Below are 14162 nucleotides of genomic sequence, written 5' to 3' on the forward strand. Positions count from 1 at the left end.
GTCGTCTCCGTTACACCTTTTCCACGTTCACGAGGAAGGCCTTAAACTCCGGCGTCTGCGTGTTCGCATCACCGACGAACGGCGTCAGGGTATTCGCAATGAACCCTTTCTTTGCCACGCCCTCATAACCCCAGTGAATTGGGATGCCGATGGTATCCACCTGCTGACCATGAACGTTCAGCGTGCGAATACGCTTGGTCACCACCGCCTTGGCTTTGATGTAGCCGCGGTTAGAGGAGACCTTCACGGTATCGCCATGGGCGATGCCGAGCTTGCCCGCCAGCTTCTCGCCGATCTCCACAAACTGTTCCGGCTGCGCGATGGCGTTAAGCAGCGCGTGCTTGGTCCAGTAGTGGAAGTGTTCGGTCAGACGGTAGGTGGTGCCGACATACGGGAACTTGTCCTTTTTACCCAGCGCTTCAAAATCACCCTTGAAGATACGGGCTGCCGGGTTAGAGACCACGTTCGGGTGCAGCGGGTTAGTACCCAGCGGCGTCTCAAACGGCTCATAGTGTTCCGGGAACGGACCTTCCGCCATCTTATCGATAGCAAACAGGCGCCCCATCCCTTCAGGCTGCATGATAAACGGCCCGACATCGCTGCCTGGTGCGGCAGTGCTGTAGTCCGGAATATCCACGCCGCCCCATTTCGCGCCGTCCCACTTGAGTAGCTGACGCTTCGGATCCCACGGGTTGCCCTGCGGGTCAGCAGAGGCACGGTTATAGAGGATGCGGCGGTTAAGCGGCCATGCCCATGCCCAGCCCAGCGTATTACCGAGGCCCGACGGGTCGGCGTTATCGCGGTTGGCCATCTGGTTGCCTTTCGGCGTCCAGCTACCGGCAAAGATCCAGCAGCCGCTTGACGTCGTACCGTCGTCACGCAGGTGTGCGAAGGTGCTGAGCTGATCGCCTTTCTTCGCCAGCACGGTGCCGGTCGCCGGGTCGATAACGTCCGCCAGCGCCTTACCGTTGCTCTCCATGGCCACTTCTTCCGGCGCAGGGTTTTCCGGCGTCGAATAGTTCCAGGTCATGTTCAGCACCGGCTCAGGCGTTGCGCCGCCTTCAGCCGCGTACATTTTACGCAGGCGTAAGAAGATACCGGCCAGGATCTCGCCGTCGTTCAGGGCGATGCCCGGGGCGTCCGCGCCTTTCCAGTGCCACTGCAACCAGCGGCCAGAGTTGACGATAGAGCCGTTCTCTTCCGCGAAGCAGGTGGACGGCAGACGGAACACTTCGGTCTGAATCTTCGACGGGTCGACATCGTTCGACTCACCGTGGTTCTGCCAGAACGTCGAGGTTTCGGTATTGAGCGGGTCAATTGTCACCAGGTACTTCAGTTTCGACAGAGACTCGACAACCTTGTTCTTGTTCGGGAACGACGCCACCGGGTTAAAGCCCTGGCAGATATAGCCGTTGACCTGGCCCTGGTGCATCATTTCGAAGTACTGGAGGACGTCGTACCCTTTGTCCCACTTCGGCAGCCAGTCAAAGCCCCAGCTGTTTTCCGCCGTCGCCTTGTCGCCGTAGAAGGCTTTCATCAGCGAGACGAAGAACTTCGGATAGTTGCCCCAGTAGTTTACCTGGCCTTCGAGCAGCGGTTTTGGCGTGCTGGCCGTCAGATAGGTTTGCAGGTCGGTCTGTTTCTCGCTCGGCAGGTTCATGTAACCCGTCAGGCTCTGAGACAGCAGGCCAAGGTCGGTCAGACCCTGGATGTTGGAGTGACCGCGCAGGGCGTTAACGCCGCCGCCTGCCATCCCCATGTTGCCGAGCAGCAACTGAACCATCGCCATGGTGCGGATGTTCTGCGCGCCGATGGAGTGCTGCGTCCAGCCGAGTGCATACAGGAACGACGCGGTTTTATCTTTGGCGCTGGTTTCGGCGATAAGCTCGCACACCTTCAGGAAGTCCGCCTTCGGCGTCCCACAGATGTTTTCGACAACCTCTGGCGTATAGCGGGACACGTGCTCTTTCAGCAGGTTCCACACGCAGCGCGGGTGTTGCAGGGTGGTGTCGCGCTTCGCAAAGCCGTTTTCGTCCAGCTCGTAGTTCCAGCTGGTTTTGTCGTATTTGCGTTTTTCGGCGTCATAACCGCTGAACAGGCCATCTTCGAAGTGGTAATCCTCACGCACGATCAGGCTGGCGTTGGTATAGGCTTCGGTGTACTCGCGGTTATATTTTTCGTTGGTCATCAGGTACAGCAATACGCCTGACAGGAAAGTGATGTCAGTACCTGAACGAATAGGGGTGTAGAAATCCGCCACTGACGCTGTACGCGTAAAGCGGGGATCGATCACAATCAGCTTCGCGCCGTTGTGGATTTTGGCTTCCATCGCCCAGCGGAACCCGACAGGGTGCGCTTCAGCGGCGTTACCGCCCATCACCACAATAAGGTTGGCGTTCTTGATGTCGACCCAGTGGTTGGTCATCGCACCGCGACCAAATGTTGGAGCAAGACTTGCTACCGTTGGTCCGTGTCAGACACGCGCCTGGTTGTCGACCGCGAGCATACCGAGTGCGCGCGTAAATTTCTGGGTTAAATAGCCGGTTTCGTTACTGGACGCTGAAGCACACAGCATGCCGGTGGAGAGCCAGCGGTTAACGGTGGTGCCTTCGGCATTCTTCGCAATAAAGTTGGCATCGCGGTCTTCTTTCATCAGCTTAGCGATGCGATCGAACGCCTCTTCCCAGGTGATTTGCTGCCATTTGTCAGAGCCGGGAGCGCGGTACTCAGGAAACTTCAGGCGGCTTTCGGAGTGGATAAAATCTACCAGACCGGCCCCTTTCGGACACAGCGCACCACGGTTGACCGGATGATCCGGATCGCCTTCGATGTGGAAAATAGATGCTTTGGCGTTTTTCGCACCGTCGCCGAGGCTATACATTAACAGCCCACAGCCGACGGAGCAGTACGTACAGGTGTTACGGGTTTCGCGGGTGCGCAGCAGTTTATACTGCCGAGTTTCCGCCAGCGCTACGCCGGGCGCAAAGCCCAGTGCCGCCGCCGTGGTGCCTGCCATACCGCCAGCGCAGATCTTAAAGAACTGCCTTCTGCTGACCTGCATGGGTCACTCCTTGGTTCATTACGACATTGCTATGTAGTTTTACTTTGCGGTTGAGAATTAACCGCAAAGGAGAAAAATTTGCGTTAATCCCTCATTTCTCCGAGGGATAAGCCCAGAATACCACAATGTCGGTACGCCTGTTCCAACGGCGTTAAAACAAAGTGAACGTATTATCACGGCATTGATTATAAAGTGTGATATCAATCACATTTCTCTCTGCGGATGTTAAGGGTGTGTAGCAGATGCCCGGTTGCACCCCTCCGAATTGAGTAGGAGAATGGATGCTGAAAAGTTGATCCATACTATGCGTAAGGTCCGCTGTTTGTGGTGCAATAGCAGGCTCACTTCCGTGGTTGTTCAGGAATACCGTCGTGTTTAAACAAAACCGTGCTACCCACGCGTCGCCACTGCCTGCGGGCATTGTGGAACTGTCGGTACACAGACCGCCTCACATTTCACATGCCACGCCGGATTTTCTGGCGGAAGAGGTCCCCGTTGCCCTTGTTTACAACGGGATTTCGCATGTGGTGATGATGGCCTCGCCGAAAGATCTCGAGCTGTTCGCCATCGGTTTCTCCCTCTCGGAAGGCATCATTGCGCATCCGCAGGAGATCTACGGCATGGACGTCGTACCGGCCTGTAACGGTCTCGAAGTGCAAATCGAACTCTCCAGCCGCCGCTTTATGGGGCTGAAAGAGCGCCGCCGGGCGCTGGCCGGACGTACCGGCTGCGGCGTGTGCGGTGTTGAACAGCTTAACGATATCGGCAAACCCATTATCCCGCTGCCGTTCACCCAGACGTTCAATCTGGCGCATCTTGATCGGGCGCTTGAGCACCTGAATGACGTTCAGCCCATCGGCCAGCTCAGCGGTTGTACGCATGCGGCGGCGTGGGTATTGCCGTCGGGGAGCATTGCAGGCGGGCATGAAGATGTTGGCCGCCACGTCGCGCTGGATAAGCTGCTGGGCCGTCGCGCTCGGGAAAACAACGTCTGGCAGCAAGGGGCCGCGCTCGTTTCCAGCCGCGCCAGCTACGAGATGGTGCAAAAATCCGCCATGTGCGGCGTGGAAATTTTGTTTGCGGTGTCAGCGGCAACCACGCTGGCGGTTGAAGTGGCGGAGCGCTGCAACCTGACGCTGGTGGGGTTCTGCAAGCCAGGCAGGGCGACAATTTACACCCATCCGCAGCGATTAATTGTTAATCAGTAATTTTGAATGAGTATAGCAAATCCTTCCGCTTTTAGTTGTTCATGATGAGGTCTAGTATTTATCTCATCAAGGCACGGTGCCTTATCTAAACAACTTAACGAAAGGGTTTATCTCATGAAAAGCATCAAAACTTTTGTCGCAGTAATCGCTCTGGCTACATCTTTCGGTTCTTTCGCTGCGCAGACTGTGACCGCATCCGCCTCTACGCTGGACGGTGCAGAAGCTAAAATCGCCGCACAGGCTCAGGAAGCGGGCGCGTCATCCTACAAAATTACTCAGGCATTCACCGGTAACCGCGTACACATGACCGCTGAACTGAACAAATAATTTCGCAGTACCGTCGAAAGAGCGCCCATGGGGCGCTTTTTTAGTTTATGCCCGCCAGACGCAGCAGCGCCGTCACCACCGCCGCCGCGACGATCACCACAATTAACGGCATTTTGCGCCAGGCCAAAAACACCGCGAACCCCACCCCCAGCACGCGCGCCATCCCGGCAAAATGGTCCCCTTCATAAAACGTTGTCGCCAGCGCGACGGAGAACAACAAAACGGTAGCCGCGTCTGAAAGCAGCGCCTGCGACCGTTCAGAAAGCGCCAGCCGGCTGCCGAGTTTTGCCCCGCCGAGACGCATCAGATAGGTTCCGGCAGAAAGAATGGCGATGCCGAGAATAAAGACCGTCATGTTTTCCATTATTTTTTCCTCGCGGCAAGGCCGAGCAAAGAGAGCAGCACCGGCAGGCCCACCGGTGCGAACGGCACGGCGGCCAGCGACAACAACGCGCCGCTACAGGCGCGGATCAGCGTGGTGCGGTTTTTAAATGCCGGCACCACTAACGCCAGCAGGATCGCCGGGAACACCGCGTCCAGCCCGATGGTTTCCGGGTCTGGCAGTAGCTTGCCGACCATCGCCCCCAGCACCGCGCCCAGCGGCCAGATGATTGCCACGCCTAACCCGCACAGCCAGTAGGCCGCTTTACGCTGCTCGGCGGTTTTTTGCGACAGGCCAAACACCACGCTTTCATCGTTCATGATATGACAGCCCAGAAAGCTCAGGCCGCGCTTGCCCACCAGGTCACGCACCGTCACGCCGAACGGCACATGGCGCGCGTTTACCAGTAAACCGGCTGCGGCCGCCGCCAGCGGATTGCCGCCGCTCGCCACGATGCCGATGAACATAAACTCGGATGCGCCTGCCAGCACCGTGAGGGAGAGAACAAACGGCACCCACAGCGGGAAGCCGTAGGCCATCGCCAGTGAGCCATAAGACATGCCGACCACGCCCACCGCGAGGCAGACCAGGACGATCGCTTTTATCGTGTCGCCTTTCAGGCAAGAGAGGTGATTCTTCATACCATTTTAGCCATATCGAACGTATTTCCATTATAATGAACGCATCAAAAACGTTTTACAAGGCGAACGATTCGTTCGTTATAGAGAGAATGAGGCCGTTATTATGACGCAGCCAATCAGCGTAATCGCCAGAAGCCTGGTGCGAGAACGCCTGCGAACCGGACTTTCGCTGGCGGAGATCGCCCGCCGTGCCGGGATCGCCAAATCCACGCTTTCACAACTGGAGTCTGGCAACGGCAACCCTAGCCTGGAAACGCTCTGGTCGCTTTGCGTGGCGCTGGATATTCCGTTTGCCCGGTTACTGGAGCCACAGCAGCCCGTCACGCAGGTGATCCGCCGCGGCGAGGGCACAAAAGTTGTCGCCGGGCAGGCGAACTACGAGGCGATTTTGCTCGCGGCGTGTCCGCCGGGGGCGCGTCGTGATATCTACCTGCTGCTGACTCAGCCGGGGGCAGACCGTATTTCCCAGCCGCATCCGCCTGGGTCGGTTGAGCATATTATCGTGACCCAGGGGCGGGCGATGGTCGGCCTGATCGACGCGGCGGAAGAGCTCGGCCCGGGGGATTACATTTGCTATCCCGCTGACCAGCCGCATATCTTTAAGGCGCTGGAGCCAGATACGCACGCGCTGCTGGTGGCGGAACAAAGCTAAACAGCGGCAAACCCGCTGCCGGTAAGACGACAGCGGGGCGATAAAATGAGACTAAGATCATAAAACAAAATATCCATATTAAATATATTCGACCATTAAATCATTTATGGCGTGAATTGTTCTTTGTACTTTAATTTAAGTTTAATACAGTTTTAAGAATATTTAATCATTTGGATTATAAATAAATATGAAAGACTAATTGTTCGTTATGCGAGAATTCATTGGGTTAGGTGGGAGACGTCACGTTTAATGGCGATACTTTATCCTGTTAACCTATTTTTGTTATTCATGGAATTTATGTGTGATTACCTTGTTTTTTCGCAGGGCTGCTTATTTTTATGATTTGTTAACCTCTGAAATATATTTACACATAATTTTTATAGGGGTATGTTTGTTCTAAGGAATAATCATTATTCGCGCATTGGCTCTTATAACGATAAGGGCATGTAAAGGAGACAATAAAAATGAAAAAAAGAGTGCTGGTAGCATTTATTGTATCTGTCGGAGTAAGTGGCGCTGTCTATGCAAATAATACCGTACGTTTTTTAGGAGAAGTTACCGATCAAACCTGTACCATAAAAATTAATGGCACCGATTCTTATCCGGTTGTCCTGTTGCCTGCCGTCAGTAAAAGCGAGCTGACGGCCGCGGGGTCCAGCGCAGGGCAAACGCCTTTCACTGTGACGTTGAGCGGCTGCGATGTTACTGCGACGTCGTCATCTTCGGCAGGCGTACGTTTTGTCAGTAATTATCTGGACGGTAACAACCTAAAAAATATCGCGGCGGCAAGCCCGGCGACGAACGTTGCTATTCAGCTACTTGAAGGCACGACCGAGCTGGACTTCACCAGCGGCATAGCAAAAACGTCTATGCAGACGGTAGGTGGAACGAGCGGTCCAGACTCTGTCTCCTTTGATATGGCTGCACGTTACTACTCTTCTGCTGGCGGGGCTACGGCCGGAGCAGTAGAAGCGCAAGCACAGTTCGCAATTACCTATTTGTAACTCTTTTAGGCGCTACTTAACGTAGCGCCATTTATTCCCTATTAATTAGGGAGGTGTATATGCTGTACACTAATAAATGCTGTTTTATTGCTGTAATGGCATTTTTGTCTTCTATTTTTATATCGAACATAGCATCTTCCAGTGTTATTCTTAAAGGTAATAGAATAATTTATTCTGCCGATGCAAAAGATAAGGTTGTAGAATTTTCTAACAATGGTGATACACCGATGCTGGTGCAGGTGTGGCTGGATAAAAATAACCCAGATTCAACGCCAGACACAGCGGATGCACCTTTTATCGTCACGCCACAAATATTTCGGATTAATGCGCTGAATGGTCATGCGCTGCGGCTAAAATTTACAGGGCAGACCCAACAGCTCCCACAGGATCGCGAGTCCGTGTTCTGGTTTAATTATTTGCAATATCCCGCCATTAAATCGTCCGATCTTGCACAGAATCGCCTGGCATTGATTGTAAAAAGCCGGCTCAAAGTATTTTATCGCCCGCCCGGTCTGCGCGGCGACGCCAGTCAGGCTCTGACGCAACTTCAGGTGCAGCGTAAAGGAAATATGCTGACGTTACAAAACCCTACGCCATGGCATATTTCACTGCGCAACGCGCTGTTAACCCGAGGTGAGAAATCTACGGCGGTTGGCCAATCGGTGATGATTCCACCATTTGGCGACACACGCTGGGTTTTAACCGATCCGGTGGCCACATCTGTCACGGTTTACGCCATGAATGATTATGGCACGGCGGTGAGCCACACCTTCACGCTGCCTCGCTAGAAGTCGACATGGAAAGAGTGGGCAGGGAGGGTTTTATGCTCCGACATCGCGCGTATCCCCGGTGTTGTCTGTTTGTCTCGACGCTGACGTTAATCAGCGCCTCTTTCGTGCAAGCGCAAGAAGCGTATGTCTTTGACGCGTCGCTACTTCGCGGGTCTGGCCTGAATAAGGTTGATATTGAACAGTTAAACCAGGATTCAATGATCAAGCCCGGCAGTTATACACTGGATCTATATGTTAACGGTACGCTGGCCGCGAGGGATGACATCGTATTTACAGCCGTGGAACATCGCGTAATGCCGTGTTTTAGCTGGGGTACCTTAAAAAAGATTGGGCTGAAATCGTTGCCGGAAGAGCCTGGAGAAGGCTGCTATCGTCCGGACAATGCGCTTTTTTCCGGCATCACGGTGAGCAGCGTGATGTCGCAAATGCGTGTTGATTTTTCGGTACCACAAACCCTGCTGGATAAACTGCCGCGAGGAGGAATACGTGAAGAGAGCCTGGAGCCCGGTGAAAGTATGCTCTTTCTCAACTACATGGCTAACCAGTACCACGTCACGCAAAAGCAGGATGGCGGTGGCACGACAGACTCCACTTACCTGAACCTGAATGGCGGGTTAAATCTGGGACTGTGGCGCTATCGTCAGCAGTCTGCGCTCAACTATGACAGCGATCTGGGCAGCCATTGGACAACAACGCGGCGCTATGTCCAGCGAGCGATTGTGCCGCTGCGCAGTGAAATGATGATTGGCGAAGGCTACACCGACGGCAGATTTTTTTCCGGGATCAGCTTTCGCGGCGTGCAGCTCACCTCCGATACCCGAATGCGTCCGGAATCTCAGCGCGGCTACGCGCCAGTGGTGCGTGGGATTGCGCGAACCAACGCCAAAGTGACCATTCGCCAGGGCAACAACACGCTCTATGAAACCACGGTCGCGCCCGGTGCGTTTGCGATTGACGATCTTTATCCCACTAATTACGCAGGCGATCTGAACGTCATTGTCACGGAAGCGGATGGGAGTGAAAGTACGTTTAACGTACCCTTTTCCGCGCTGGCGGAATCCATGCGCGCGGGGTTTTCGGAATACAGTGCGACAGTGGGGCGCGTGCGGGACGTGGGCAACAATGACGAATTCAGTGAAATTGTCTGGCAGCACGGGGTAACGAATGCGCTCACTATCAATGCGGGCAATCAACTGGCAAACGGCTATCAGGCGTTTATGCTCGGCGGCGTTTACAGTTCCACGCTGGGCGCATGGGGGATGGACAGCACTTTCTCGCGCGCACGGCTGAACAGCGACGATTACCAAACCGGCTGGATGTCCAGGCTCAACTACAGTAAACATTTTCCACAGACGGGGACGTCGGTTGCGTTGGCGGGCTACCGCTACTCTACAGGCGGCTATGCTGAGCTGTACGATGTGCTCGGTTCACGCGCTGCGCATAATGAGGAGTGGCAATCCTCCACCTGGCGGCAGCGCTCCAGGGTTGAGCTTTCGGCCAGCCAGGCGCTGGACTGGTTGGGTAATATTAATCTTTCCTTCTCTTCACAGGACTATCGCGACCAGAAAAGCCGCGATAAGCAGCTTCAGGCCAGCTGGAGTAAGGCATTTGCCTACGGCATATCGGTGAACCTTACGGCGGCGCGCACCCGACGAATCACCCCATCTTCACAAAACGGCATGGGGAACGCCGTCGACTGGAGCGACGCCTGGCAGGCAAAAACGCAAACGCTGTGGTCATTATCGTTTTCTGTTCCGCTTGGGCAGAGTCACTACTCGCCAATGCTTTCGATTAGCGCTAACCATAGTGATGATGACGGCGGAGATTATCAGTCGACGCTTAGCGGGGTGATGGGTGAGCGCGATCCGCTGAGCTACAGCCTCAACTACGCCACAAACGATCGCGGGGAGCAGTCCGTCTGGGGAGCAAATTTTCAGAAGAATTTCCCTTGGGCCAGCGGCGGCGCGTCGTGGTCTTCCTCCAGCGATTACTGGCAGGCGTCGGCATCGTTACAGGGGGCACTGGTATTGCATCGTGGAGGTATCACGCCGGGACCGTATCTTGGTGACACCTTCGCATTGATTGAAGCACCCGGTGCGGATGGCGCACGGATATCCGGCGGGCAAGGGGCACAGGTGAACGCGTTTGGCTATGCGCTTGCACCATCGTTGGTGCCTTATCAGTTCAATACTGTCAGCCTGGACCCGCAAGACATGGCCGACGATGTGGAACTCCAGACATCGGTTCAGCGTGTTGCGCCATTCGCCGGGGCGATGGTTCGCCTGCGCTACACCACGCTTCAGGGACAGGCCATGTTGATCACTGCGCAGAGGCTGAAAGGTGAGGTTATCCCGATGGGGGCCGCCGTTTACGATGAGTATGACAACAGCATTGGCATGATGGGGCAGGCGAGTCAGCTTTATTTTCGCGCCAGCGACGAGAAAGGCATATTGCGGATTAAGTGGGGGGAGGCCCAGCAGGAAAGCTGTCGAATAGCCTGGCAAAATACGCAGCCGTCGGAACCGTTACGGGTATTAACGTTGCCTTGCCGTTAAGCCCACCAGGGAGGAAATCATGAACAGACTACGTTTTGTCGTCGCGGCATTTTGCCTGATGAGCGTGGCGGCGTTTGCCCCAGTGCGAAAAAGGGCCAAAATTCGAGCACACCGAAGAGGACGCAATGGGGACAGGGCTTGCGCTGGGGCGTATCAATGTCAGCAGCATTGACGTTCAGCCGGAAGGTACAGTTTTGGCTAGTAGCGTGGTGCGCTTCTCTGATAATCCGCTCTATAGCAGCCCCGATAATATTTTGTGGGTCTGCGATATTAGCGATAAAAATAACATCTTCGAAATCATTGCCACTAACGGAGATGACCGTTACGGCGGCTACTGGGATATGGGGCAGGCAAGCGGTAATCCGAATGTTTACGGCACCTTATTTAAAAAAGTCGGGGTGCGTTTAACGCACCTTAACTCAGGCACTGTGTTTACCCGAAATTATCAACGGATACCGATGACCCGTTACGCGGTCTCAGACGATGGCAAAAAAATTTATATTCGGGTCAAGGATTTTAGCCCCATTCGCGCCGAGGCGATTCGTCTCAGCGCAGATGTTCCCACCAACACGGGAGCTGGAACCTGGTGTGGCGCTCCGGTGAGTAGCGGCAGCTATAGCTGTAATCAGCCCAATGGCTACGTCAGTTTTTGTTCGCCGGGCAGTAAAAATAACGATGCTTACTGTGATTCCGGAGACTCGGCAACCAGTTACACCGGGTGGGGTTACGATAACTGGATGGCGTTAAACATGGGAACGGCACCTGTCTCAACGCTGACCACCATCGCTACGTGCGTGGCGAAAAACGTCACGCCTGTGGTCGTGTTCCCTTCTGTTACGCGAACTGAGCTGGAAAGCGGCAAAGCGGCGCAAGCCAATTTCAGCGTGACGGTTCGTTGTGAAAATACAGCCGTCGGCGGTGTGGCGCAAAACCAGACGGCGCTGGGGTTACAGGTGCCTTACGAAAGCTTTCTCGCCGCGCAAACTCTTGGGCTGGTAAACAGCAGCGGCGGGGTGAGCCATCTCCTTTCCGAGAATTACGGACAAACCGGTATGGCAAGGGGAGTGGGGATACAGATTGCTAATGCCAGCGACGGTATAGTTCGCCAGTTCCTCGGTTGGGATCGCTGTACGACCACCAGTTGCGCAACGGGCAATAGCGGTGGCTGGTATCCCGTCAATGTAGGGGCAACCCGAATTGCAGGATCAGGGAATACCCAGGACTATTTGATTAACTTTAATGCTTCACTGGTGCGTTTACCTGACGAGGCGATCGCTGCCGGTAAGGTAGATGCCAGGGCGTATGTTTGGGTGAAAGTGCAATGATGCGTATTTCTCTGTTATTGCTATGGATGCTTGTGTCCTGGCCCTGCGCAGCGGGCATTATTGCCTCCGCAACGCGTGTGATTTTTCATGAAGGCGAAGCGCAACAGAGTCTGATGCTGGTGAATACCAATCCGTGGCCGGTAGTCGTGCAAACCTGGGTGGATGATGGCGATATCAATCGCGAACCGGGAAGTGTTAAAACGCCGTTTGTTGCGGTGCCGCCGTTGTTTCGTCTGGAGCCTAAGGGCGTACAAGGGCTACGTATCATGCACAACAAAGCGCGTATGCCCACTGACCGGGAATCGGCATTCTGGCTGAACATCTATGAAATCCCGCCTACCGGAAGTGTTGCCACACAACAACAAAGCATGGTGCTGACGATGAATACACAGATGAAAATATTCTGGCGTCCGGCGTCGCTCAACAATCCAGAAAGCGCGTGGGCGCGATTAACCTTTCATCGCGAGGGTTCTGTGCTGGTTTGTCATAATGATTCGCCTTACTTTGTCTCTTTTGCGGGCATTAACTTTAAGGCAGGCGAAAAGCTGTATCCGGTGACACAACTACCCGACATGATGGTTGCCCCCTTCGGGGAGAAGCGCTACGCCTTTGCCGCCAATGCCCCCTTCTCCGGGCAGGTGCAGGGGGAGTTAATCGACGACAACGGTAATAGCGCTGTTTATAACTGGCCGGTTAAATAACGCGACCCGACACAATATGCCGGGCCATGGCTCAGTCCAGGTAAAACACCTCGTTCAGCTCCGCACTCACCGGGCTGTTATCCGGGTTCGACGGCATGACGTCACCCATATGCTTCCACCAGCGCTGGCAGACGTCGGTATTCGCTACCGCGTTCCAGCGCTCTTCCGATTCAATCTCCACTGTCGCAAACAGCAGGTTGCGGGCTTTGTCGAGGTAAATGGCGTAGTGGTGCGCGCCGTGGGCTTTCAGTACCGCTTCCAGCTCAGGCCAGATCGGGTTGTGGCGGCGCGCATACTCCTCGTGCGCATCCGGGTTTACCTGCATCACAAACGCTTTGCGGATCATAATGCCTCCAGGTACAGCTCGCGGACCTCATCGCGGCTGGCGGTGCGCGGGTTGCACGGCGCGCACGGGTCAGCGAGCGCTTTATCCAGCCAGCCTTCAATATCGGCTTTGGTCACGCCGAGCTGGCTAAATCCGGACGGAATGCCGACCCGGGCGCTCAGATCGCGAATCGCCTGAATGGCGGACATGCTGGCCGCTTCGTCGCTCATGCCGCGCGTGTCAACGCCCATCGCCTGCGCCACACGGGCGAATCGGGCGACCGCGTTCGGACGGTTAAAGTTTTCGATGATCGGCAGCAGGATGGCGTTGCAGACGCCGTGCGGCAGGTTGTGCGTCGCGCCCGGCTGGTGCGCCAGAGCATGCACCAGCCCCAGCCCGGCGCTGTTAAACGCCATGCCCGCCAGATACTGCCCAAAGGCCATCTGCTCGCGCGCTTCCAGGTTGTGACCGTCGTCGACCGCTTTCGGCAGCCAGAGGTTGATCAGACGAATGGCTTCCAGCGCGTTGGCATCGGTCAGTGGGTGTGCGCCCACGGAGACGTAAGCTTCAATGGCGTGGGTTAGCGCGTCCATGCCGGTTGCGGCGGTCACGGAGGCCGGAATATCGAGCATCACGCTGGCATCGTCCACGGCGATATCCGGGATGATGTTCGGGTCGATAATCACCTCTTTAACCTGACGCGCGGCGTCGATGATCACCGCGTTGCTGGTCATCTCCGCTGCCGTGCCTGCGGTGGTGTTGATCGCCACCAGCGGCACGCCCGCGTTTTTTACTTTGCCGACGCCGGAGTAATCGGTTGACGGACCGGGGTTGGCGGTGAGGATTTTGATCGCCTTGGCGGTATCAATCGGGCTGCCGCCGCCGAAGGCAATCACGTAATCACACTCCGCATCCTGATATGCCGCATAGCCTTTCTGCACCAGCGCTTCCGTTGGGTTTGGGAAGACCTCATCGAACAGGTGATACGACATCTGATGGGCGTCCAGCGCGTTAAACAGGCTGTCGAGCAGGCCGAGTTTTACCAACTGACCGTCGGTGACAACCAGTGCCTTTCCCCACTGCTTGCTCGCCACCAGGTTGACCATATCGCCGATTGCGCCCGCGCCGTGCAGGCTGATTTTGGGGAGTGCCAACATAAAGCTCATGATAATTCTCCTTAATATGCTTTT

The 14162-nt window shown here is 55.3% G+C and carries 13 protein-coding genes; 8 read left to right on the forward strand and 5 right to left on the reverse strand.

Translation table 11 applies throughout. The features are described 5' to 3' along the window. Positions 1-10: 10 nt before the first annotated feature. Positions 11-3061, reverse strand: a complete 3051-nt coding sequence (gene fdnG, locus L350_RS01535; RefSeq protein WP_115504207.1) for a formate dehydrogenase-N subunit alpha — start codon at positions 3059-3061, stop codon at positions 11-13. A gap of 371 nt (positions 3062-3432) precedes the next feature. Here fdnG and fdhD point away from each other — a divergent pair, with 371 nt between their 5' ends. Together fdhD and L350_RS01520 are read left to right on the forward strand one after the other, a co-directional pair. Then, on the forward strand, positions 3433-4269 hold the full coding sequence (gene fdhD, locus L350_RS01525) for a formate dehydrogenase accessory sulfurtransferase FdhD (protein ID WP_032626930.1): 837 nt from the start codon (positions 3433-3435) through the stop codon (positions 4267-4269). 114 nt (positions 4270-4383) lie between these two features. Next, positions 4384-4596, forward strand: a complete 213-nt coding sequence (locus tag L350_RS01520) for a YdgH/BhsA/McbA family protein (RefSeq protein WP_003861966.1) — start codon at positions 4384-4386, stop codon at positions 4594-4596. 40 nt (positions 4597-4636) lie between these two features. Here the strand turns inward: L350_RS01520 and L350_RS01515 are convergent, their stop codons facing one another. Both L350_RS01515 and L350_RS01510 read right to left on the reverse strand, forming a co-directional pair. Continuing rightward, positions 4637-4960, reverse strand: coding sequence for an AzlD domain-containing protein (locus L350_RS01515; RefSeq protein WP_022649832.1), 324 nt, complete (start codon positions 4958-4960; stop codon positions 4637-4639). Next, positions 4960-5619 carry an AzlC family ABC transporter permease gene (locus L350_RS01510; protein ID WP_022649831.1) on the reverse strand — a complete coding sequence of 220 codons (660 nt, stop codon included), beginning with the start codon at positions 5617-5619 and terminating at the stop codon, positions 4960-4962. Before L350_RS01510 ends, L350_RS01515 begins: the two co-directional genes overlap by 1 nt. A gap of 103 nt (positions 5620-5722) precedes the next feature. Here L350_RS01510 and L350_RS01505 point away from each other — a divergent pair, with 103 nt between their 5' ends. The 6 genes from L350_RS01505 to L350_RS01480 all read left to right on the forward strand — a co-directional run bounded on the left by L350_RS01505 (position 5723) and on the right by L350_RS01480 (position 12647). Continuing rightward, positions 5723-6271 carry a helix-turn-helix domain-containing protein gene (locus L350_RS01505; RefSeq protein ID WP_022649830.1) on the forward strand — a complete coding sequence of 183 codons (549 nt, stop codon included), beginning with the start codon at positions 5723-5725 and terminating at the stop codon, positions 6269-6271. 464 nt (positions 6272-6735) lie between these two features. Further along, the gene (locus tag L350_RS01500) at positions 6736-7275 is read left to right on the forward strand and encodes a fimbrial protein (RefSeq protein WP_022649829.1); all 540 of its coding nucleotides are present in this window, start codon (positions 6736-6738) and stop codon (positions 7273-7275) included. 59 nt (positions 7276-7334) lie between these two features. Next, positions 7335-8063, forward strand: coding sequence for a fimbrial biogenesis chaperone (locus L350_RS01495; RefSeq protein WP_022649828.1), 729 nt, complete (start codon positions 7335-7337; stop codon positions 8061-8063). A gap of 35 nt (positions 8064-8098) precedes the next feature. After that, positions 8099-10621, forward strand: a complete 2523-nt coding sequence (locus L350_RS01490; RefSeq protein ID WP_050595086.1) for a fimbria/pilus outer membrane usher protein — start codon at positions 8099-8101, stop codon at positions 10619-10621. A gap of 125 nt (positions 10622-10746) precedes the next feature. Continuing rightward, the gene (locus L350_RS01485; RefSeq protein WP_240183890.1) at positions 10747-11946 is read left to right on the forward strand and encodes a fimbrial protein; all 1200 of its coding nucleotides are present in this window, start codon (positions 10747-10749) and stop codon (positions 11944-11946) included. After that, the gene (locus L350_RS01480; RefSeq protein WP_022649825.1) at positions 11943-12647 is read left to right on the forward strand and encodes a fimbrial biogenesis chaperone; all 705 of its coding nucleotides are present in this window, start codon (positions 11943-11945) and stop codon (positions 12645-12647) included. Before L350_RS01485 ends, L350_RS01480 begins: the two co-directional genes overlap by 4 nt. 31 nt (positions 12648-12678) lie before the next feature. Here L350_RS01480 and rhaM read toward each other — a convergent pair whose 3' ends face one another. Further along, positions 12679-12993 (reverse strand): L-rhamnose mutarotase, encoded by a 315-nt coding sequence (gene rhaM / locus L350_RS01475; RefSeq protein ID WP_032626934.1) that lies wholly within the window; start codon positions 12991-12993, stop codon positions 12679-12681. Continuing rightward, positions 12990-14138 carry a lactaldehyde reductase gene (gene fucO, locus L350_RS01470; protein WP_032626936.1) on the reverse strand — a complete coding sequence of 383 codons (1149 nt, stop codon included), beginning with the start codon at positions 14136-14138 and terminating at the stop codon, positions 12990-12992. Before fucO ends, rhaM begins: the two co-directional genes overlap by 4 nt. Between the last annotated feature and the right edge of the window lie 24 nt (positions 14139-14162).

The organism is Enterobacter sp. MGH 4, from assembly GCF_000534735.1.
Classification (GTDB): Bacteria; Pseudomonadota; Gammaproteobacteria; order Enterobacterales; family Enterobacteriaceae; genus Enterobacter; species Enterobacter intestinihominis.

Excerpts from the sequence above, each read along its gene's own strand:
- L350_RS01520 (WP_003861966.1), top strand. The coding sequence starts at position 4,384 with ATGAAAAGCATCAAAACTTTTGTCGCAGTAATCGCTCTGGCTACATCT.
- L350_RS01515 (WP_022649832.1), bottom strand. The coding sequence starts at position 4,960 with ATGGAAAACATGACGGTCTTTATTCTCGGCATCGCCATTCTTTCTGCC.
- L350_RS01510 (WP_022649831.1), bottom strand. The coding sequence starts at position 5,619 with ATGAAGAATCACCTCTCTTGCCTGAAAGGCGACACGATAAAAGCGATC.
- L350_RS01505 (WP_022649830.1), top strand. The coding sequence starts at position 5,723 with ATGACGCAGCCAATCAGCGTAATCGCCAGAAGCCTGGTGCGAGAACGC.
- L350_RS01500 (WP_022649829.1), top strand. The coding sequence starts at position 6,736 with ATGAAAAAAAGAGTGCTGGTAGCATTTATTGTATCTGTCGGAGTAAGT.
- L350_RS01495 (WP_022649828.1), top strand. The coding sequence starts at position 7,335 with ATGCTGTACACTAATAAATGCTGTTTTATTGCTGTAATGGCATTTTTG.
- L350_RS01490 (WP_050595086.1), top strand. The coding sequence starts at position 8,099 with ATGCTCCGACATCGCGCGTATCCCCGGTGTTGTCTGTTTGTCTCGACG.
- L350_RS01485 (WP_240183890.1), top strand. The coding sequence starts at position 10,747 with ATGGGGACAGGGCTTGCGCTGGGGCGTATCAATGTCAGCAGCATTGAC.
- L350_RS01480 (WP_022649825.1), top strand. The coding sequence starts at position 11,943 with ATGATGCGTATTTCTCTGTTATTGCTATGGATGCTTGTGTCCTGGCCC.
- rhaM (WP_032626934.1), bottom strand. The coding sequence starts at position 12,993 with ATGATCCGCAAAGCGTTTGTGATGCAGGTAAACCCGGATGCGCACGAG.
- fucO (WP_032626936.1), bottom strand. The coding sequence starts at position 14,138 with ATGAGCTTTATGTTGGCACTCCCCAAAATCAGCCTGCACGGCGCGGGC.